Origin of the sequence: Alkalibacillus haloalkaliphilus C5 (genome assembly GCF_000269905.1) — a bacterium.
GTDB classification, from domain to species: Bacteria; Bacillota; Bacilli; order Bacillales; family Alkalibacillaceae; genus Alkalibacillus; species Alkalibacillus haloalkaliphilus_A.
Genome location: NZ_AKIF01000028.1, coordinates 1 through 22,039 on the forward strand (window position 1 = coordinate 1; position 22,039 = coordinate 22,039).

Consider the following 22,039-nt stretch of genomic DNA (forward strand, 5'->3'; position numbering starts at 1 on the left):
CCTTGGCAGTCTCAGCATCAGCTACTTTTGCCTCTGTCATTACGGCATTATGTTTGTTCAACTTTTTATTATGGTCAAATAAGTAACCGGCCATCGCAACAATGAGCGCATCCTCAGCATGGTGTTTAAAATCTGCCCCGCGTTCTTTCGGGAATCGCCACTGTTTCCTTAAGAAATCTGTAAACCCACCATTAATTGACTTTACATGAACTAAACGATTATTTTCTTTAAAGAAAGATGTTAACAAAGTTAATAGTTCTCGTGTCGCATAACGCGTGTCAACCAGATTTCGATTAATAAATTCTTTTTGAAGGTCGAATTTGTTAATATCACGTTCTTCTAATAAATACTCTTTTTTCTTCTTCGGCATCTTTTGCGGGTTCTTGGCCATCTGTAATACATGTGTTTTAAACTTATCGTAACTAATCTCACCTTCGCCAGACTTTAAATATTGATGCGGAGTTCGATTGCCTTTCTTTTGGTTCTCATCAGTTTTGACAAGCACTTTATTTTTTTGTGAATCATCAAATGATACTGATCTTGGAATGATGTGATCTATTTCATATTTTTCATGATGATTCAATAAATCATCAATTTTGATAGAATCTAAAGAGTACATGCATAAGCCATCTTGTAGATGCCATAACCTCAACTTATTGAAGATACCCTTCTTCTTTTCACGCCCTGCTGTGGCTAATTTTTCTTCAACTTGTCGATTAATTTCTTGGTTATCTTTTTGTAACTTTTTATAAAAAGCCTTGCGATCATCACTTGAAGATTCTCGTGCTAGCTCAACAACAATTTCTTTCGGTTCACCATATTGTTTCATCACTTCGTTAACTATTCGAATCGATTGTTTAAATGACCGCTTCACAACTGGCGATAAAATCCAATCATCTATATGGTTATAAGGCAAATACTTTCGACCGGTTAAATCAATCTCTTTCGGTTTTAACCCGTATTTAGAAAATAACTGCATTTGATTATCATTTGTTTCCCATAAGTCAGGCAACATTTGATGAATAAGTTTTAAACTGAGTGAATGAGTTCCTGAGTAACTTAGCAGTTTTAATTCATCTAGCTCTTTCTCCTTTAATGGTAAGTCTAGTTTTTCTAATTCTTGTTTAACGTCAGTTGGTGTTTGGTAGATTGTTGCTATTTCAGCAATTTCATCAAGTGCTTGAGAGTCTTCCAAAATTTCAGTTTTCTCGGTGACTTTTTTGACGTCATGATAAATCGTTAATGGTGTGAAAAGTGGTTTTTGTTTTGAGTTAACACGATACCCACGAATATCATGCTCACCAATACCAACTTTCTTCGCAATTTGTTTCAGTGAAGGGTTTTTATACTTTTTATAAACATTATTAATAATCTCTTCCTTTTCCTCTTTCGTTAAACGATCATTCTCAGAACGTGAAATCGTTAAGTTATTCAACTCATTTAATGCATTAAATAATTGAGCAGAATAAGATTCTTTAACTGCTCTAAGTTCATCAGGATAATAACTACAGCGTCCCATCATTTGTTCATACCACTTATGAATATCTTCATCCCAGCCGTACTCACTACCTTGCCCAGGGCCTTCCCAATATTCACGTCGGTTTTCTATTAACTCAATATATTGTTCAATAAAATGTTGATCGATTTCATCGTGATGATTCGATTGAGTCTCTAATATTTTACGTGCTTCATTCACATAATCATCTGTTTTAAATCGGTTGTCATGTCCACGCACTTCACCAAATTGCTCTAAACGTTCTAACTGTAGCTCACATACAAAACGATTTTGCAACGCCTGTGCATTTTTATTTAATTGTTCTTTCGTAGACCCTTCATTCCCCTTCTCATCTTCAACCGCTTCAACATTATGAATCCCGCGACGTTTACCTAGATGAATGAGAGCAATAGCTAATTCATTTTTTGTTAAAGGTTCATTCAACCCTTTAACTCTAATGTGATAGGGCGTTTCAATAGAGTCATAGTCTAAGTTTAGTTCCTGATCAATTATGTTATATGATATAAGCAAACGTTTAATCCGTTCTAAACGATGACGACGACGTCTTAGTAATCTTCTCGCACCTCTAAACCCTCTTCTTCCTTCGTTGTTATTGACATCCGCTTCTGGAAAGAGTCGCACACCTGCATCAATTATATTTTGATCTTCATCAATAATTCCCCATCCAACAGAAGCAATCCCTATATCTAGGCCTAAAGTATAAGTTCCATTATACGAACTCATGTAAAATCCTCCCTATTATGTATGTAAATATAATTATATCTGAAAATTCTATTAATTTCCAACAAAAATAAAAGAGCCTAACTCAAATGAGATAGACTCTTTTAGACCCTAAAAGGATCAATTCCGGCACAGAGGCCTTATTTTAGCAGGTTCTGTGACCTTAATTATGAATGTAATTAAATCTTACAATATTTCTAATTATTTGTCAACTATATTCTCTGCCTTTTCAATCTCAACGAATTCGTCAATACAGAAACCGAACTAAATGCCATTGCTGCACCAGCTACCCAAGGTGCCAAGAAGCCTAATGCTGCAATTGGAATACTTGCTGAGTTATAGAAGAATGCCCAGAATAAGTTTTGGCGAATGTTTCGCATTGTTTTTTTACTTAGTTTAATCGCTTTTGGAATATTGTTTAAGTCGCCACCAACTAGTGTGACGTCTGCTGCTTCAATCGCAACATCTGTTCCTGTTCCAATCGCCATTCCAATATCAGCCATTGCCAATGCAGGAGCATCATTAATACCGTCTCCAACCATAGCAACTTTTTTGCCTTCTTGCTGTAGTTTTTCTACTTGATCAGCTTTATGCTTTGGTAATACTTCTGCGATTACATTAACTTCAGGAATGCCGACTACACGTGCAACGGCACTTGCTGTTCTTCTGTTATCACCTGTCATTATATAAACATCAATTTCGTCATTTTGTAACGCTTCGATTGCTTGCTTAGAAGTTGATTTAACAGTATCCGCAATTGCAATAACAAAGCGTAACTGTCCATCTATTGCTGCTAATACAGCTGTTTTTCCTTCGTCTTCAAACTGTTGTAGCACTTCTTCTGCTTGAGTCACCTCAATACCTTGTTCCGTTAACAATTTACGAGTTCCAACTAATACGTTTGATTCGTCAATTGATGCTTGAACACCGTGGCCGGTAATGGCTTCAAACTGATTAGGGTTGTTCACTTCAACACCTTGTTCTGTTGCATATGCAATAACCGCTTCAGCTAATGGGTGTTCAGAGCGCTTCTCAGCTGCTGCGATTAATGCAAAATCTCGTTCATCACCTGAGATTGTTTTTACATCTGTAACACGTGGACGACCTTCTGTAATGGTTCCTGTTTTATCTAATAGTACAGCTTGAATACCTTGAGTACCTTCTAAATACTCTCCACCTTTAAACAGAATACCATTTTCAGCTCCACGTCCTGTTCCAACCATAATAGAAGTTGGCGTCGCAAGTCCTAAAGCACACGGACAAGCAATCACAAGCACTGCTACCGATGCGGTAAGAGCAGGTGCCCAAACGCCCGGGTTAACGATAAAGAACCAAACGGCAAATGTTGCAATTGCAATAACGACAACGATTGGCACGAAAATGCTTGATATTTTATCAACCATTCTTTGGATAGGGGCTTTAGATCCTTGAGCATCTTCTACGATTTTAATAATGCCTGCTAAAGCTGTATCTTTTCCGACTTTTTCTGCAACCATTGTAATCGTACCGTTTTTGTTAATCGTTGAACCTATAACTGTTGATTCTTGTTGTTTATCAACAGGGATTGCTTCACCAGTAATCATTGATTCGTCAATCGAAGTCGTCCCTTCTAACACTTCACCGTCTACCGGAATTTTTTCACCTGGGCGAACGACGATGTGGTCACCGACTTGAACTTCTTCAACTGGAACTTGAACTTCTTCACCATTTTTTAACACGGTTGCTTCTTTAGCTTGTAAGTTGAGCAATTGTGTAATCGCAACTGTTGTACGCCCTTTGGCGACTGCTTCTAAATACTTACCAAGTACAACGAGCGTAATAATAATTGCACTCGCTTCGTAATAAAGTTCAGCATGATGTACAGCACCCATTTGCCATAACACCGATTGAACGAAACTGTACATAAATGCTGCTGTTGTACCTAATGCGACTAATACGTCCATGTTGGCGCTTTTATTAATTAGTGAACGGTATGCACCTTTATAAAACTGTGCACCAATGTAAAACTGAACGACAGCTGCTAATACAAACTGGGTCCAAGGGTATTCAATCCAGGCAGGTGCTGATAGGTTCGGTGCAAACGGTAGATGGCCGAGCATCGTTAATAGTAAAGGTGCAGAGAAAATCGCTGCAATAATAAATTTGACCTTTTGGTTTCGGATTTCTTTTTCTTTTGAAGACTCTTTTTCTTCTTGGTCTTGCTTTAACAGAGCTTCAAAACCTAACTTTTTAACTTTCTCTTGAATGTCTTCTATCGATACCATACCAGGGGTATAAGAAATCGTGCCTGATTCAGTTGTTAAGTTGATGTTTGCTTCACTAATACCATCCATTCGAGATAAACCTTTTTCGAGACGCGTTGAGCATGCTGCACATGTCATGCCTTTAATATCAAGCTCAACTTTTTCTTCTCTTACGCCGTAACCTAATTGATCAATCTTCTCTACAACATCATCAACTGAAACTTGCTCTTCATCATACTTAACATCCGCTCGTTCCATTGAAAGGTTGACGTTTGCCTCAACACCATCCATTTTGTTAAGGACTTTTTCTATTCGTGTTGAGCATGCTGCACACGTCATTCCTTCCACGTTCAACCTTGTCTCTTTCATTAGTTGCACCCCCCTTTATTTCGTATATTGTTGCACGACTTTCATTAACTCTTCCATATATTCGTCCCCATCACCTTGCTTAGCTGCTTGGTGAACACACATTCTCGCATGACGTTCCATCATCGAATAACCAACTTTATTTAATGCCGCGTTAACTGCAGATATTTGAACTAATACATCGACACAATAACGGTCTTCTTCAATCATTTTTTGCAAACCTCGAACTTGGCCTTCAATTCGCTTTAATCGATTAAGCATCTGTTCTTTTTCTGAGTTCGTACGCGGTACGACTGGCTCCTCATCAGAAACCATTTTTGGATCTATATTTTCATTTTGTGACATTAAGAACACCTCCTAAGCGTTTCTATAATTACTATACCCCCCTACAGTATTATTGTCAAATCATTTTAAGTTAATAGGGCGCCTATTTTGTTATCGTTCACCACAATGACAATACCCCTACTATGTATTTGTTAATTACTTAACATAACTTGAATCTTTACTCATAAAATTTATAAAAGTAAAGGAGGACAACTTATATGCCAGCAGAAGTTTTCTCATTTTTCATCCTTTCCCTTAACATACTAATTGTCTTTTTCGCCTTACACCAAAACAAAGACCGAACCTTTAGTATGGCGATGATGGTACTCATTATGGTCGTTAGCATGACGTTTGGTTTTGTGTATGGCTTTTTATTTGGAATTATTTTTGATTATAGTCTGCTTGTGAGTACGTTGGTTAGTTGTGGGTTCGCATCTTTAACAGGGGTTATTATGGGAATGTTTTCAGATGGACTTGCTCAACTTGAAGGAACGTTTACTGGTATTATGGCTGCCATGATGGGAGCGATGTTAATTGTTATGCTTCCACTATCAGAAGGATTATTTATTTTATTAATTGGCCTTCTTCTCCTTACAGGGACATCATTATTTGTGATGACGGCTCTCATAAAAAAGAACAACTCACGCTTCAAGTCTAAGCATGAGTTGATCTTGTTAGGGGTTACGTGTATTGTTATTCTTTTAATTTTTATTAATTTCCCTAAGGAAAAACCTATTCAACAAGATATTAACCATGACCATCATACGATGAAAATAGTTTAATGATCTAATCTTTACGGCGTCGTACTTTTGTTGTTAAAAGTAATGCTAATAACAAGCCAAACCCAATCACAAAAAAGACTGTAAACGAGGTAATCGCAACAAACATCTCACCTGTTGCTAATCCTGAAGTTAAAGCTACAAATATGGCAAATAAAATTGTTCCGATTGCGGATGCGTAAAGCATTGCTCGAATACTACTCATAGCATAATACTTCTCTGTTTCCTTAGCCAGTAACCCATAAGTTAAAATCGCACCCCCAACAACGGCAAAAATACCCGTTCCAGGTATGGCTACAGCCTCAACTTCCATAAAAAACATACTTACAGACATTAATAAACCAAACAATATGAGTACAGTACCAATTACTAAAGAACCAATTGCAATTCGATTTGTCATTGATGAGTAAACTTCTTGTCTTGCTTGATCTTTCCCATGTTCTCGCATATCTTCAACTAATCCACCTAGATCCCCCATTGATGCTTGAGCTTCCTTTAAAGCTTCCTCATCTGTCATACCTTTGGATTTATAATCTGAAATTCTTTCATGCATATTCGTTACTAACTCTTGTTTTAAGTCAAATAGTTGTTGACTTTCCCCTACTCCATAAAATAAATCATCAACATACCTTTTAACTTCCTGATTAAGATTCAATGTCATTTCCTCCCTTTATAAGCTGTTCTAAAACTTCTTTAGCAAATTCCCATTCTTTTCGACTTTCTTCATACCGTACTAACCCTTCATCGGTTATACGATAGTACTTCCTTCGACCGCCTTGTGTTTCATCTCCCCAATAAGCTTCTATTAGACCATCTGACTGTAAACGGCGAAAAGCTGTATACAAAGTTGCTTCTTTTAACTCATATTGTTGATCACTTAACTCAATAATCTTCTTATAAATCTCATAACCATAACTGTCACCTTGCCTTAGAATATTTAAAATAATCGTTGAAGTATGCCCGCGTATTAAATCCGTTGATATATTACTAGCCATTATTTTCACCTCTTTAAGTAAACTTTACAACACATTACTTTGTCTGTCAAAGTAATTTATCACAAAAAATAATCTCTCCTTCACATTAGGAGAGATTACCATACTCTAAAACGTATAATTTAAACTAATCATTTTACGATTAACCATTTCTTGAATTGCGTATTTTACACCTTCATAACCATACCCAGAGTTTTTTCTACCCCCATAAGGCATATGATCAAACCTTAACGTTGGTAAATCGTTTATGAGGACTTGGCCTACATTTAATTCGTGACCAAATTGAAGTGCTTGTTTCATATCGTTCGTAAACACACCTGCATTCAAGCCGTACTGACTATTGTTAATCGATTGAAGTGCTTCTTCTCCACTTTCAACTGTATTCACAATGACGACTGGCCCAAAAGCTTCTTCTTTATAAATTTTCGATTGAGGTTTTACATCTTTTAAAATCGTCGGCTTAAGTCCTCCATTCACTTGTGTACACCTGTAACAACTTCCGCACCACTCGTTTCAGCCTCACTAATCCACTCTAATAACCTTTCTTGGGAAGGTTCATCGATCAAGTTAGAAATGTCTGTCGTTTGATCTAACGGATCACCGTAGATGAGCTTTTCTGTTTCACTCTTAAACTCTTTCAAGAACGGATCGATTAAACTCTCATGGACATAAATTCGCTGTGTACTTATACAAACTTGTCCATTGTAAGAAAATGCACCTGTTACAGTTTGTTTAGCAATATCTTTCACACGGTCTTGTTGACTTTTATCAATATATAAAGCCGAATTGTTGCCTAACTCAAGTGTTACTTTTTTCAATCCTGCTTGCGACTTAATCTCACGCCCAACTTCAGACTTCCTGTAAACGTCACCTTTTTGATTGCGTTACTTTTAAGTAACACTTGCCCAAGTCTCGGTCCATCACCTGTTATGACGTGATATGCATTTTCTGGGAGGCCTGCTTCAACTAAAGCCTCACGAAGTAATATCGCTGAAAGAGGTGTTTTTTCTGCTGGTTTGACGATAATTGAATTTCCAGCGGCAATGGCTGGCCCTACTTTATGAACGACTAAGTTTAATGGGAAATTAAATGGGGTGATGGCTCCAATAACACCAATTGGTTCGAAAATTGTGTAGGCATCTCTTCCCGCTCCATTCGGGGCTGCATCTAATGGGATTGATTCACCTTCAAGCTTACGTGCTTCAATAGCTGAAAATTTCAACGTTTGCACGGTCCGATCTACTTCACCTAAAGCGTATTTCATCGGTTTACCTGACTCTTTTGCAATCGTCTCAGCAAATAAATTGTTATAATCTGATACCACTTGAGCTGATCGATCTAATATTTCTGAACGTTCATATGCTGGCATACTTTTCATCTTTCTAAATGCGCTTTCAGCCTTTTGAATCACTTCTTCCATCTGGTCATCTGGACACTCTGGGATTCTAATAATTTCTTCTTTCGTATGTGGATTAACTAATGCGTATGACTCGTGTGAGTTTTGATCTAACTGATTGATATAATTCATATACGTTAACATAACCATCGCCTTCCTCCGTTTAAATTCTCTAACTGTTAGTATTCCACGAATTGTCGTAAACCTAACCTAAAATTACCGCTTACCTTTCCACTCTCCATAAAATTGTTCTAAATATTGTTCCATAAACTGATGTCTTTTTTCAGCTAGTTTATACCCCGTCGAAGTATTCATTAGTTCTTTTAACTTCAATAGTTTTTCATAAAAATGATTAATAGCTGTCCCATTTTTCTCTCGATACTGTTCTTGAGACATATTTAACTCTGGTTCCACATGAGGGTCATGAATTAAGTTTCCTTTCGACCCAGCAAAAGTAAAACATCTTGCAATGCCAATAGCACCAATCGCATCTAATCGATCAGCATCTTGAACGACTTGCGCTTCTAAACTAGTTAGATGGTTGTTACCATCCTTAAAAGAAATCGTTTGGATGATGTTTAAAATATGTACTTGGTCATGCCCATTAACTTGTTGACTGCTTAACCAATTTATAACCTCATGTAAAGCCTCTTCTTTGTCTACTACAACTTTATCGTCAATCAAATCATGTAATAATGCAGCCATAATAGAAATAAACGGATTAGCTTCTTCATCTTCGGCTATTGTTTTTGTCATTTCAACAACTCTTGCAATGTGCCACCAATCATGTCCAGTGCCTTCTTGTTCTAGCTTTGCCCGCACAAACTCTTTCGTATTTTGAATAACAGGTTTTTGATTCATGAGAAGTTACCTTTCATTTTTTAGTTTACAAATGTTAATAGATTTATTATGCTATAAGTATAACAAAACTGCATACGTGAGTTACAAGCACTAGGGGAGCTACAGTTGTGGCTGAGAAGGTGTAAACCTGACCCTTATGACCCGAACTAGGTAATACTAGCGTGGGGAAGTGCGGTGAAGCTTCATGTCTAAATTCATGATTAACACAAGCTGAACTGCATTCCCACGGGATGCAGTTTTTTTATTGTTAGCTAAGGGAATTGACTACTAAATAGGCTAACAACTATACGAATCTACTATTTTTAAGGAGGAGATTTTCATGACAAATCAACAATGTGGAACAAGCAGAATCGCGGGGTGCCAATTCACTCTATACCCAATGAGTGACAACTTCGTCGACATTATTTTATCAGCACTAGATGAAGTCGATAGCACAAAGGTGTGGAAAGACACTGATGATGTAACAACATGTGTACGCGGAAAAATGGTCCACGTCTTTGATGTAACGAAGGCGATTTTCCTTCACGCAGCTAAAACAGGTGAACATGTTGCGATGAGTGGCACATTCTCAATCGGCTGCCCTGGAGATAATGAAGCTGATGTTTATATGGCTGAAACGGATGAACCTATGAACCTAGAAAAATCACAAACAGTCGATCAACAAGCTGGGTGTAAATTCTCTCTTTATCCTTTAGGCCGTGAAGATTATATGGATAAAATTTATGAACAAATCGACCTTTCAAAGGCTCGTGGTGTCGAAGTGAGTGCTTCTCATTATATGACGCGTCTAGATGGCGATGTTAAAGATATCTTCAACGCTATGGAAGAATCGTTTGAAGCTGTACAAGATAAAGTATCCCACACGACGATGACGTTCACAATTTCAGCGAACAGTCCATCAAATAAATAATTCGGAGGTTCAGTATGACGAATAAATGGCATCTTAAAGAAATTGTTTTACTTTCCATTCTAGGGGTAGTATTTGCTGTTATTTACCTTTTAGCATTCGGTATTGGGCAAGGTTTAGTCGGTTTTCTTACACCATTTGGTTTAGGTCCACTTGGGTATGAGTTTATTTTTGGTATTTGGTTTATCGTATCCATTATCGCAGCTTATATTATCCGAAAACCAGGTGCAGCATTTACTTCAGAATTAATTGCTGGTACGGTTCAAGTTTTAATCGGGAGCCCTGCTGGTCCAATGTTAATCATTTCAGCAGCGATCCAAGGTTTAGGAGCTGAATTCGCCTTTGCAGTAACGAAATGGCGTGACTATCGTTTACGTGTCTTAATAGCAGCAGGTGTGTTTGCCGCTGTCTTTAGCTTCCCATGGCATTACTTTCAATCAGGCTTTTATGCATATGCAATTGGGTTAGTTGCGGTCATGTTCATCATTAGAATGATCAGTGGCGCTCTACTAGCTGGCTTACTCGGTAAATGGATAAGTGACCAATTAGCAAAAACGGGTGTCTTCGTGGCTATGCATTAGGAAAGGAGCTGCAAAAGAAACGTGAAAGAAATGACGCAGCTTAAACCGCTGATTGAAGTCAATCAATTCTCATTTGATTATGAACAAATAAATGAACCACTAATCTCTGAAGTAAGTTTCACCATTAACAAAGATGAAACAGTTTTATTGATGGGACCGAGTGGCTCAGGCAAATCGACAATCTCATTATGTTTAAATGGTTTATACCCTGATGCAGTAGAAGGTGTCGCATCAGGGGACATCTTTTTCAAAAAAACTAACATTGAAGACTTTGAGAATGGTGAGCTCAACCAAAACGTGGGTATTGTATTCCAAGATCCTGAGAGTCAATTTTGTATGATCACAGTTGAGAATGAACTCGCTTTCACATTAGAGAACATTCAAACACCAAGAGAAGAAATCGAGCCTAAGATCGATCAAATATTAGAAACGATTGGGATGACCGATTACAAGTATCACAATATTCATGAACTTTCAGGCGGACAAAAACAGAAGGTCGCCCTTGCTTCTGTCCTATTATTAGACCCTGAATTAATCATTTTAGATGAACCAACAGCTAATTTAGATCCTGTATCTAGTTTAGAGTTTGTTAATTTAATCAAAGACTTAAAACTAGAGACTGAAAAATCGATTTCATTATCGAGCATAAAGCTGATGATTGGTTAACCTTCACTGACCGTGTGCTCGTCTTAAATAAACAAGGACAGTTAGTGCTGATGATTCACCAAAATCACTTTTTACAACAAACAAAACATTAATTGAAAATGAAGGACTTTTCATTCCTAAAGTTTATCAAAAGCAGATGTTAAAACCTCAAAACGAAGTAATAAATGAAAATTCCGAAGCTGGCATGGTTATTAATAACGTTAGCTTTAGCCGCAAAAAGACGTTAATTCTTAAAGACATTAACATGAAACTAAATAAAGGTGAAATGGTGGCTATTGTTGGTGAAAACGGCGCAGGAAAATCGACATTACTCCAACTTATGGCTGGCATCTTAAAACCTAACAAAGGAAATATCACGTTTTTAGGACAGTCCATGCAAAAGTGGAAAGAACAAAAACTTAGACAACATATGGCTTTGTCTTTCAAAATCCAGAACACCAATTCATTACCGATACGACTTATGACGAAGTATCATTTGGGATGACGTTAAACGGATATAGTGAAGATGTCATAAAAGAGCGGACTGAACAATTGCTCCACAATTTTCAGTTAAGTGCTCATAAATGGAGCAACCCTTTTTCTTTAAGTGGTGGGCAAAAACGCCGACTAAGTGTTGCAACAATGTTAGATGAAACGCCAGACTTATTACTATTTGACGAACCAACCTTTGGTCAAGATGCGCAAACGACAGATGAATTAATGACTATTGTAAAAAATCTTCAAGCTAAAGGGACATCAATTGTATTTGTAACCCATGACATGAACTTAGTCGATTTGTATTGTGATCAGGTTTATGTCATTAACGATCAACAAGTGGCTTATGAAGGCCATCCACACCAATTGTGGAAACAAGATGCGCTTCTAGAACAAGCTAGGTTACGACTACCAGACCGTCTTCGGTACGGGCAAGAAGTAGGTGAGACATATGATCTCGTCTATTAATCCTACAGTAAAGGCTGGAGCATTTTAGTTCCTGGCGTCTTGCTCGGTTTAATGTTCGATATATTTACACCACTTGTGTATTTGATCTTTATTATTCTCATTACTTTCGCTTTTACTGATATATCACTGAAACGATGGTTACTCATTTTCTCGCCGTTTGTTTTGTTCATCCTGTCTTTTAGTTGGACGCGAATGCTATATACGAGTGAGTCGTTCCAAGGTGGAGCTATTTTATTTGAGTTTTGGTATTTTCAAGTGACAACGGAAGCCTTATTGGTATCGATTAGCTTAGCATTAAGGTCGCTATGTTTTATCGCATTATCATTACTGTTTATTTTAACAACAGATTCAACAAAGTTAATGCTCAGCTTAATGCAACAACTAAAACTTCCACCAAAAGTAACTTACGGCGTATTAGCTGGTTATCGCTTCCTCCCTACTTTTAAGCATGAGCTTGAAATTTTACGCCAAGCCCACCGTATACGTGGAGTTGGTCGTGCTAAAGGGATAAAAGGAAGGATTCAACAGTTTAAAAGGTATTCGATTCCGTTACTAGCTAATGCGATCCGTAAAGCGGAACGTGTGGCGAACGCAATGGAATCTAAAGGATTTACAGGTGACCGTAACCGTACCCACTACCACGAAATGAAAGTCTGTAGACGCGATTGGGTATTCTTCGGAAGTATGGTTGGAGCGCTTTTCCTTACAGTGTTTATGTCTTACTATTTTGGCTATCTTAACATTTTCGGAAGAGAAATAAACTAAAAAAGATTGCGCTATTCAAAGCGCAATCTTTTTTATTCTCTCAGTTCAAACATCCTTAATACAACATCAGGTGTTTTCGTAATAATCCCATCGACATCATACTGTAAAATTTGGTTTGCTGTTCGGTCAATGTTCGTCGACCATACCCAAACCCCTCGCCCGTCTTGACGAGCTTCTTCAACTAAACTTTCTGATAACATCGTTTGGTGTACCGTATAAAAATCCACATCTAAACGAGATAAATCTCCAACAGCGGTAAATAGAATTTGCCCAATATAAATATCGCCATTTAATGCACGGATTTCTCTTAACACCTCGTTATTAAACGCCATTGCGTAAAAGTCATTTTCCGCTTCATATTCTTCAATTAAACGAACAATTTCTTGAGCTAACTCTGCTTCATTATCATCAGGTTTTAAATCTAATAAAAGTCGAACACCTGCTTCTTGAGCCACTTCAAAAACATCTTCTAGTTTCGGGATCGGCTCACCTGCAAACTCATCGGAATATGAAGACCCAATCTCAAGCTCAGCCACTTCTTCATACGTTAATTCACTTATTCGCTCTGGTTCACCAGCCATCCGCATTAAACTCATATCGTGATGTAAGACAGCGACACCGTCTTTTGTTAACTGTATATCAACCTCAATGACGTTAATCCCCTTTTCAATTGTTGATTGGACACCGCTCATTGAGTTTTCCGGTGCATTGACTGAATCGCCTCGGTGTGAGGCAACTTCTACACTCCAATCTAAGTACACTAAATTCCCGCTCACTGTTTGGTTATAAGCAAAAACGCCTGTAACGTAAACAATTAACAACAGCACGACTAAATAACGTTTGCTTTTAAAGAACTTAAACGCTTTACGTTCTGTCTTGGCCAGCTTTTTACTTTTGACAACTATTAATTCATCTTTTACTTCGTCATAATTTTGTTTAAATTGGTAAAACAACCTCGTTAAAATAATCATATTAATCGGCACTAAAACTAAAGTGGATAGTGCAGCAATAACCGTTGAGATCGTTACTAAGTAATGCTCAATTAAGTCACCGATAATCGTGCCTACCATACCAGATGGAATTAGTGATATAAGGTAAATTAACAGTGTACTAAATGCGAAAATCAACAAGTTAATAGCAATTACATTTACTAATACAGACTTCTTATTTCCTTTTGTTAAACGCATACTTTGTTTAATCGCTTTTCTTACACTCAGCCCTTCGATGACGATATAATGAATTGCGAAAATCCACCTTAAAATAATGTAAAGTACAAGCACTAACAGTCCAAAGTAAACCGCAATAGATAAATAAGACAACGACAAATGTCCTGAATATAATATATCCATGTTCAAGTCATAAACGACCCGGTCAATTGGTGTTTCCACAAACGGCACAAGTAAAAACAACACCATTATTAACGGTAAAATACTGACACTAATCAACTTTGGCGTTTTCGATACAGCTGTTAAAAAAGCGTTAGCTAAAGTAATCGACTGATTAAAAAAATGTTGTTGAGCTAGAACAATAAAAACGCCAAACTCTATAAATATTAGGGCAAAAACCATTAATCCAACGACAGTTAGAGCGATAGCACCAGAATAACTTAATGCGATACTATAAACATCATGATTAATAACTGTCGGTGCACCAATCAACATTAAAATTCTATTGAATATAAACGAAATGATCGGCATAAAAAGAACACTTGTTAAAACCGTGTATATTAAAGCGAACGTAATATGTTTAGGATAAGTTTTTCGAAAATCATTTAGGCTATTGTTAAATACTTGAAACATATGGTCCTCCATTTAAACTATACTAGAAAACATATTCCCTATTATAAATTATGCTAAACGAATTAATTAAGAAACACAATCAGACTAATTTTCTAGGCTTATGTAGCATTTTTTGAATAATAAAGGTTGACAAAACATAAAGTGATACCATATGATAAGTATCAAATCTAAAAACGGATTGGCATTGATGAAGAGAAGTAGTTTAGTTAGTTACTTCAGAGAGCTAGTGGTTGCTGTGAACTAGTGTAATGAACTAAATGAATGGACTTCTGAGCCTCCAACCGAACGTCTAGCGACTACTAAGGTTGGCGAACGTCTCATCGTTACAAGAGACACGTATTCAAGCATCAAGCTTCGATACGCGTTAAGCGGACTGGATTTTCCAGTCAATTAAGGTGGCACCACGGGTCTTCCGTCCTTAGAAATTTAAGGACAGAAGGCCCTTTTTTATTTTCGCAAAACCATAAAAATTAATAAAATAAATCGTTGAGTAAGAGAAGTAGACGAATGTTAAGTCATTACAGAGAGCTAACGGTGCTGAGAAGTTAGCGTGAACAACATCGTTGAATGGACTTACGAGAGGTTGCCTGAAACGCAGTATGGCAACTCGGACTTCCACCGTTAACAGGATAGGGTATCGGAAGGGCTATATTTGAAACGTCTTCCCCTTTAGAATTCAAGCTCTTCCCGTACCTGAAACAATGAGAGGGAAAGTATATACTGTATGCTTTTCAATAGAGGTGGTACCGCGATCGAATCGTCCTCTGTATACACAAATTGTGTGTGCAGGGGACTTTTTTTATACCCAAAATGAAGGAGGTACAACACATGGTTCAATATAAACACGAAGTTATAGAGGGTGATCAACATACACCTATTTCTATTTTCCAGAAACTTAATGGAGAAAAGAAGTTTTTGTTGGAAAGTTCACTTAAACATGAAAAAACTGGACGTTATTCTTTTATCGGTGAAAACCCTTATTACGAGTTTAAAGCTTTTGGAGAAGAAAATACTGAAATCAATTTACAAACAAATGAAATCAGTACGAACCATGGAGATCCGATACAGTGCTTATCTGAACTAGTTAAAGAAGGACTTACTTTACCTTTTGATATTCCTTTCATGTCAGGTGGAGTTGGATATATTGCATACGACATTGCCAAACAATTTGAACCAATCGGATTCGGACAAAATGACGACCTAAATATGCCTGATATTCATTTTATGTTTTATGAAAAAGTCATCGTATATGATCACCTATTACAAAACATTCACTGCTTTATATTTGACCAGTGGATTACAAATGAAAAGATGAATTTAGAAACGGAAATGACGCAGTTAATTCATCAAATAAACAACCAAACAACTATAAACAAACAGCATTTTACATTGGGAGAATTTAAATCAAATATCCCTAAAAAAGATTACTTAAACAAAGTTCAACAAATAAAAGATCAAATCAACGAAGGGGAAATATTCCAGGCCGTTCTATCACAAAGGTTAACAGCCGAATACGAAGGTGACCCATTTAGTTATTACCGTCAACTCAGAAAGAATAACCCATCACCATACATGTATTTCATTGATTTCGATGACTATCACATATTAGGTGCATCACCTGAAAGCTTAGTTAAAGTTCGAGACAACCAAGTAACGACAAACCCAATTGCAGGCACCCGTAAAAGAGGCCACACAAGAGAAGAAGATCTAAAGATTGAAAATGAGTTATTAACTGATGAGAAAGAAATAGCAGAACACCAAATGCTAGTCGATTTAGGTAGAAATGATATTGGTCGAGTTGCTCAACCTGGAACTATTGAACTGACAAAATATATGGTCATTGAACGATACCGTGTCGTTATGCACATCGTTTCTGAAGTTACTGGATTGTTAAAAACAAGTGTAACGCCGCTTGATGCATTGAAAGCATGTCTACCAGCAGGAACAGTTAGTGGAGCACCCAAAATTAGAGCGATGCAAATTATTAACAACTTAGAACCAACTAAGCGTGGTCCATATTCAGGTGCTGTCGGTTATTTATCAATTAACGGGAATTTCGACTTTGCCTTAGCGATCCGAACGATGATACTTAAAGATCACCTAGCACATGTTCAAGCGGGAGCTGGTGTTGTCTTTGACTCAATTCCAGAAAGTGAATATGAAGAGACATTAAACAAAGCTAAAACACTTATGGAGGTGAATTAAATTGATCTTACTAATCGACCATTATGATTCATTCACCTATAACATTTACCAATATATCGAAGAATTAGGTTATTCAGTAGAAGTGAGACGTCCAGAGGAAATTGAACTATCACAAGTAAAAAGTATGAACATTTCAGGAATCGTTCTTTCCCCTGGACCAGGGAGGCCAAAGGATTACCAAAAATCGATTCACTTTGTTCACGAACTCCACAAACAAATCCCTATATTAGGAATCTGTTTAGGTCATCAAATAATTGGTGTCACATTTGGAGCTAGCGTGAAACAGTCGAGTGTCATTATGCATGGTAAGAAATCGTTAATTTTACACAAAGGTAATGGCTTGTTTGCCTACTTAAGTCAACCATTACAAGTGATGCGTTACCACTCACTAGTTATAGACGAACAAACTTTACCACCTTACTTCAAACGGAGAGCAACGTCCATGGATGACGGCGAACTAATGGCCATAGAGCATCAAACATTCCCGTTGTTCGGGATCCAATTTCATCCAGAATCCATTGGGACAAATGAAGGCAAACAAATTTTAAAACAGTTTTTAAATAAAACACGAGAGGAGAATGACAATGAAACTTCTTCAAAGATTGGTTGAAGGAAACCGATTAACCCAACAAGAGATGACTTCAGTTGCACACCATTTATTTAGTGAAGAGATCTCTGACAGCGAAATTGCATCTGTTCTCACAGCTTTAAAAGTTAGAGGTGAATCTGTAGAAGAAATCGCAGCTATTGTAGAAGTACTTCGTGAAAAAGCGATGCCTATTGAGAAAAGTTTGAACGGCATTATGGACAATTGCGGTACAGGTGGAGACGGCTTACAAACCTTTAATATAAGTACAACGTCTGCCTTTGTATTAGCAGGTGCAGGGGCTAAAGTTGCCAAACATGGAAATCGTAGCGTCTCAAGTCGTACAGGAAGTGCTGATGTACTAGAGGAACTCGGTGTTGCTCTTGATTTTACGAGTGATGAAGTCGAGCAATTACTCGAAACAAATGGTATTGCATTTTTATTTGCACCATATGTACACCACCGATTGAAACGCATTATGAAAGTTAGAAAAGATTTGAACGTTCCAACAATCTTTAATTTAATCGGTCCACTTACGAATCCTGTTACTTTAGATACACAGTTTTTAGGGGTTTACCGTCGCGATCATTTAATGAAAATGGCCGCTGTCTTACAACGACTTGGGCGTAAAAGAAGCATCGTCGTCAATGGTGCAGGTCATATGGATGAAGCGTCACTCGCTGGTGAGAACCACTTTGTTTTATTAGAAGAAGGTGAACTAATCCCTTTTACATTAACTCCAAAAGATGTTGGGTTAAACACTTATCCCAACACAGACATTATCGGTGGAGACGCAAAGGAAAATGCACAAATATTGCGTGACGTGTTATCTGGAAAAGAAGGTGCTTATTATGAAACAACACTATTCAATGCTGGAATTGGTTTATTCTCATCTGGTATTGCAAATTCAATTCAAGAAGGTGTTGACTTAGCACGCGAAAGTATTCAATCAGGTCGTGCTTTAGAGAAACTGAATTACTTAATTAATTATAGTGAAAAGAGAAACGTAAAGGAGATTTCATAATGGGCACTATTTTAGATCGAATTTTAGATAAGAAACGAGAAGAAGTAGAACTGTTAAAATCACAGCCCGCATTAGAAGGTGAAGGTGGTTTGAACCAGAACATCACACCGTTATATGACTCACTCCGTCAATCGAATCAACTGTCTATTATTGCAGAGATCAAACGCGCTTCTCCTTCAAAAGGTGACATTAATGTTGGAATGGAGCCACCAGAACAAGCCAAGTTGTATGAACAAAGTGGGGCTACAGCCATTTCTGTATTAACCGACCAACCTTTTTTTAAAGGAACAATTGAAGATTTAAAGCAAGTGAGAGAGACTGTTCAACTTCCGGTTTTATGCAAAGATTTCATCATCGATAAGGTACAAATCGACCGAGCAAAGCGCGCTGGGGCTAATGTCATTCTACTCATTGCAGCTGCCCTACCAAAAGAGCAACTTAAAGCTTTATACAACTATGCGCTTACATCTGGTCTAGAAGTGTTGTTCGAAGTGCATAACGAAGAAGAACTAAAAATGGCTACATCTTTAGAAGCTAAAATAATCGGCATTAACAACCGCGATTTAAAAACGTTCAAGACTGAAATATCTGTAACAGAACAGCTAGCCTCTCAAATTGAGGACCCTAATGTCATGATCATTAGCGAGAGCGGGATTAAAACAAGTGAAGATGCTAAGCGCGTTTCCCAAGCTGGGGCAAACGGCATTCTCGTTGGTGAAACGCTCATGAGATCGGAGAACGTATCAGATGCATTACACCAACTGATCGTCTAGGAGGTGACGAAATGACACAAGTAAAAATTTGCGGTATAAAACATATGACACACGCCAATGAGGCTGTTAAAGCTGGGGCAGAATTTATCGGATTCGTATTTGCTGAGAGTAAAAGGCGAGTCACTGTTGAGAAAGCGAAACACATCTCTTCTCAACTTCCCATGCACGTCAAAAAAGTAGGTGTGTTCGTCAACGCTTCACTAGAAGAACTCGAACAGACTGCTAAAACAGTAGGTCTTGATTATGTTCAACTACATGGAGATGAGACACCTGAATTTTGTAAACAGTTAACGATCCCATATATCAAATCATTCCGTATTCGTAACGAGAATGACTTAAAGCTTGCGCAAAAGTACGATGATGCAGATTACTTACTATTAGATAGTGCAACAGGTCCATATCATGGCGGTAACGGGACGACGTTTAATTGGCGTTTAGTTAAACAGCTTCCTTTCGACAAAGACCGATTCATCTTAGCTGGAGGACTTAAACAGGAAAACGTTAAGTTAGCTATTGATCATACAAACCCACGTGTCGTCGACGTATCTAGTGGAGTTGAGTTAGAAGGCCAAAAAAATATCAACCTCATTCAATCATTTATCAAAACTGTAAAGGAGAATTCATAATGAATTATAGTGAACCTAACGCATATGGAATGTTCGGTCAGTACGGTGGCCGCTTCATTCCCGAAACATTAATGACTGCCGTTCATGAACTAGAAGAAGCATATAATGAAGCGATTCACGACTCAGCCTTTAACGCTCGCTTTCAAGAGATGTTAAAACAATACATCGGTCGTGAAAATCCGTTATATTTCGCCGAAAACTTAACAAATGAAGTAGGCGGAGCAAAAATTTATTTAAAACGCGAAGACTTAAACCATACAGGCGCACACAAAATTAATAATACAATCGGCCAAGCCTTGTTAGCTGAACGTATGGGTAAACGTAAAGTCGTGGCAGAAACAGGAGCAGGCCAGCACGGTGTTGCAACAGCCACGGTCTGTGCCCTACTCAATTTAGAGTGCGTCATATTCATGGGGGCTGAAGATATTAAAAGACAAAAATTAAACGTCTTTCGTATGGAACTACTAGGTGCGAAAGTCGAATCAGTTGACCAAGGTAGCGCAACGTTAAAAGATGCTGTAAATGAAGCTTTACGATATTGGGTAACCAATGTTGAAGATACACATTATATTATGGGTTCTGTCCTAGGCCCTCACCCCTTCCCGAAAATGGTACGTGACTTTCAAAGTGTCATCGGAACAGAAACAAAGCGCCAACACTTTGAAGCTGAAGGAACACTACCAAATGCAGTCGTTGCATGTGTTGGCGGAGGAAGCAACGCAATCGGCATGTTCCACCCATTTGTAGAAAACCGTGACGTACAATTATTTGGTGTTGAAGCTGGAGGAAAAGGTGTTCATTCTGATGAACATGCAGCGACATTAACAAAAGGATCAGTCGGTATTTTACACGGATCTATGATGTACTTACTTCAAGATGACTTAGGTCAAATTGAAGAAGCAAGTTCCATCTCTGCTGGATTAGATTACCCTGGCGTCGGACCTGAACATAGTCATTTAAAAGATATCGAACGTGTTAAATATAGTGCTATTACTGACGATGAAGCATTAGATGCTTTTCAACTATTATCCAGATCGGAAGGGATCATACCAGCATTAGAAAGCTCTCACGCAGTTGCAGAAGCTATTAAACTAGCACAAAAAATGAACAAAGATGAAACGATCGTCATCTGCCTATCCGGTCGTGGCGATAAAGATGTCGAGTCTGTGAAAAAACACTTAAACTCGTAAGGAGGTTGTCTAAATGCAAACTGTCACGTATGGAAAAGATTATCTAGAAACAACTTTAAATGAAACTATTAATAAAGGAAAGAAAATATTTATTCCATATATTATGGCTGGTGACGAAGGGTTAGACTCTTTCATCCCTACATTACAAAGATTAGACGAATCTGGAGCTACAGCAATTGAAGTCGGGATTCCATTCTCAGATCCTGTTGCAGATGGTCCAACCATCCAAGAAGCTGGCATACGAGCACAAGACCACGGGGTGACCTTACCTCATATTATTGATATACTCAAAGAAGAACGAACTAAAATTCAAGCTCCAATTATTTTCATGACTTATATAAACCCTATATATAAGTATGGCGTTGATCAATTCATGCTAGATGCAAAAGTTGCTGGTGTAGATGGACTAATCATCCCTGACTTACCACTTGAGCAAACTAGTTTAATTGAAAAGGCTCGCGAACAAGCTAATATAGCTCAAATTCAACTCGTATCACTAACAAGTTCAAAAGAGCGTATGAAAAAATCGCAGCTGCTTCACAAGGATTTCTTTACGCTGTAACCGTCAATGGGATTACAGGTGCGAGGCAATCTTTTGATGATTCTTTAAGTGAACATTTTCAACACTTAAAGTCTGTAAGCTCTGTCCCTGTTTTAGCTGGATTTGGAGTATCAACGCCTGATCATGTTAAACAATTAACTCAATATAGTGATGGTGTAATTGTAGGCAGTAAAATTATTAATCTATTACATGAACAAAACTATAAAGAGCTAAAAG

At 37.7% G+C, this 22,039-nt stretch carries 19 protein-coding genes, 3 pseudogenes, 1 riboswitch and 2 other annotated features; of the genes and pseudogenes, 13 read left to right on the top strand and 9 right to left on the bottom strand.

The window, feature by feature from the left end:
- The 3 genes from cas9 to A194_RS0104790 all read right to left on the bottom strand — a co-directional run.
- On the bottom strand, positions 1-2,239 hold a 2,239-nt coding region (gene cas9 / locus A194_RS19670; protein ID WP_017185731.1), incomplete at its 3' end, for a type II CRISPR RNA-guided endonuclease Cas9.
- A 209-nt stretch (positions 2,240-2,448) separates the two neighbouring features.
- Positions 2,449-4,848, bottom strand: coding sequence for a heavy metal translocating P-type ATPase (locus A194_RS0104785; RefSeq protein ID WP_017185732.1), 2,400 nt, complete (start codon positions 4,846-4,848; stop codon positions 2,449-2,451).
- A 15-nt stretch (positions 4,849-4,863) separates the two neighbouring features.
- Entirely contained in the window at positions 4,864-5,190 is a 327-nt protein-coding gene (locus A194_RS0104790; RefSeq protein ID WP_017185733.1) for a metal-sensitive transcriptional regulator, read from the bottom strand.
- Between the two features lie 197 nt (positions 5,191-5,387).
- Here A194_RS0104790 and A194_RS0104795 point away from each other — a divergent pair, with 197 nt between their 5' ends.
- Entirely contained in the window at positions 5,388-5,951 is a 564-nt protein-coding gene (locus tag A194_RS0104795) for a hypothetical protein (protein WP_017185734.1), read from the top strand.
- Between the two features lie 4 nt (positions 5,952-5,955).
- Here A194_RS0104795 and A194_RS0104800 read toward each other — a convergent pair whose 3' ends face one another.
- The 5 genes and pseudogenes from A194_RS0104800 to A194_RS0104815 form a co-directional block, all read right to left on the bottom strand.
- Positions 5,956-6,609: a permease prefix domain 1-containing protein gene (locus A194_RS0104800; protein WP_029424986.1), complete on the bottom strand. Its 654-nt coding sequence runs from the start codon at positions 6,607-6,609 to the stop codon at positions 5,956-5,958.
- Entirely contained in the window at positions 6,593-6,943 is a 351-nt protein-coding gene (locus tag A194_RS0104805) for a PadR family transcriptional regulator (protein WP_017185736.1), read from the bottom strand. The genes A194_RS0104800 and A194_RS0104805 overlap by 17 nt, the downstream gene beginning before the upstream one ends.
- A 105-nt stretch (positions 6,944-7,048) precedes the next feature.
- The gene (locus A194_RS20955) at positions 7,049-7,417 is read right to left on the bottom strand and encodes an aldehyde dehydrogenase family protein (RefSeq protein ID WP_017185737.1); all 369 of its coding nucleotides are present in this window, start codon (positions 7,415-7,417) and stop codon (positions 7,049-7,051) included.
- Positions 7,414-8,486 (bottom strand): annotated as a pseudogene (locus A194_RS20645) (aldehyde dehydrogenase family protein). Before A194_RS20645 ends, A194_RS20955 begins: the two are co-directional and overlap by 4 nt.
- Before the next feature lie 66 nt (positions 8,487-8,552).
- Positions 8,553-9,197 carry an HD domain-containing protein gene (locus A194_RS0104815; RefSeq protein ID WP_017185739.1) on the bottom strand — a complete coding sequence of 215 codons (645 nt, stop codon included), beginning with the start codon at positions 9,195-9,197 and terminating at the stop codon, positions 8,553-8,555.
- Positions 9,198-9,279: 82 nt separating this feature from the next.
- Positions 9,280-9,382, top strand: a riboswitch (TPP riboswitch).
- A 134-nt stretch (positions 9,383-9,516) separates the two neighbouring features.
- Here A194_RS0104815 and A194_RS0104820 point away from each other — a divergent pair.
- The 5 genes and pseudogenes from A194_RS0104820 to A194_RS17360 all read left to right on the top strand — a co-directional run bounded on the left by A194_RS0104820 (position 9,517) and on the right by A194_RS17360 (position 13,058).
- Complete coding sequence (locus tag A194_RS0104820) at positions 9,517-10,107, top strand: YkoF family thiamine/hydroxymethylpyrimidine-binding protein (protein ID WP_017185740.1); 591 nt, start codon at positions 9,517-9,519, stop codon at positions 10,105-10,107.
- Positions 10,108-10,121: 14 nt separating this feature from the next.
- Positions 10,122-10,685: an ECF transporter S component gene (locus A194_RS0104825; RefSeq protein ID WP_017185741.1), complete on the top strand. Its 564-nt coding sequence runs from the start codon at positions 10,122-10,124 to the stop codon at positions 10,683-10,685.
- Between the two features lie 30 nt (positions 10,686-10,715).
- Positions 10,716-11,351, top strand: coding sequence for an ABC transporter ATP-binding protein (locus A194_RS19995; protein ID WP_237718738.1), 636 nt, complete (start codon positions 10,716-10,718; stop codon positions 11,349-11,351).
- Between the two features lie 265 nt (positions 11,352-11,616).
- Positions 11,617-12,293: pseudogene (locus tag A194_RS20965) on the top strand (energy-coupling factor ABC transporter ATP-binding protein).
- A gap of 51 nt (positions 12,294-12,344) precedes the next feature.
- Positions 12,345-13,058 (top strand): energy-coupling factor transporter transmembrane component T family protein, encoded by a 714-nt coding sequence (locus A194_RS17360; protein ID WP_083834244.1) that lies wholly within the window; start codon positions 12,345-12,347, stop codon positions 13,056-13,058.
- 32 nt (positions 13,059-13,090) lie between these two features.
- On the opposite strand, the gene A194_RS0104840 is transcribed toward A194_RS17360, so the two are convergent.
- On the bottom strand, positions 13,091-14,857 hold the full coding sequence (locus tag A194_RS0104840; RefSeq protein WP_017185745.1) for a glycerophosphoryl diester phosphodiesterase membrane domain-containing protein: 1,767 nt from the start codon (positions 14,855-14,857) through the stop codon (positions 13,091-13,093).
- 175 nt (positions 14,858-15,032) lie between these two features.
- Positions 15,033-15,280, top strand: a binding site (T-box leader).
- Between the two features lie 54 nt (positions 15,281-15,334).
- Positions 15,335-15,625 (top strand) — a binding site (T-box leader).
- Positions 15,626-15,685: 60 nt separating this feature from the next.
- Here A194_RS0104840 and trpE point away from each other — a divergent pair.
- The 7 genes and pseudogenes from trpE to trpA form a co-directional block, all read left to right on the top strand.
- Positions 15,686-17,062 carry an anthranilate synthase component I gene (gene trpE / locus A194_RS0104845; RefSeq protein WP_017185746.1) on the top strand — a complete coding sequence of 459 codons (1,377 nt, stop codon included), beginning with the start codon at positions 15,686-15,688 and terminating at the stop codon, positions 17,060-17,062.
- Between the two features lies 1 nt (position 17,063).
- Entirely contained in the window at positions 17,064-17,672 is a 609-nt protein-coding gene (locus tag A194_RS0104850; RefSeq protein ID WP_017185747.1) for an anthranilate synthase component II, read from the top strand.
- Complete coding sequence (gene trpD / locus A194_RS0104855) at positions 17,647-18,672, top strand: anthranilate phosphoribosyltransferase (RefSeq protein ID WP_017185748.1); 1,026 nt, start codon at positions 17,647-17,649, stop codon at positions 18,670-18,672. Before A194_RS0104850 ends, trpD begins: the two co-directional genes overlap by 26 nt.
- Entirely contained in the window at positions 18,672-19,445 is a 774-nt protein-coding gene (gene trpC / locus A194_RS20655) for an indole-3-glycerol phosphate synthase TrpC (protein WP_017185749.1), read from the top strand. The genes trpD and trpC overlap by 1 nt, the downstream gene beginning before the upstream one ends.
- An 11-nt stretch (positions 19,446-19,456) precedes the next feature.
- Positions 19,457-20,071, top strand: a complete 615-nt coding sequence (locus A194_RS20660; protein WP_017185750.1) for a phosphoribosylanthranilate isomerase — start codon at positions 19,457-19,459, stop codon at positions 20,069-20,071.
- Positions 20,071-21,261: a tryptophan synthase subunit beta gene (gene trpB / locus A194_RS0104870; RefSeq protein WP_017185751.1), complete on the top strand. Its 1,191-nt coding sequence runs from the start codon at positions 20,071-20,073 to the stop codon at positions 21,259-21,261. Before A194_RS20660 ends, trpB begins: the two co-directional genes overlap by 1 nt.
- Before the next feature lie 103 nt (positions 21,262-21,364).
- Positions 21,365-22,039, top strand: a pseudogene (gene trpA, locus A194_RS17365) (tryptophan synthase subunit alpha); the annotation flags it as partial.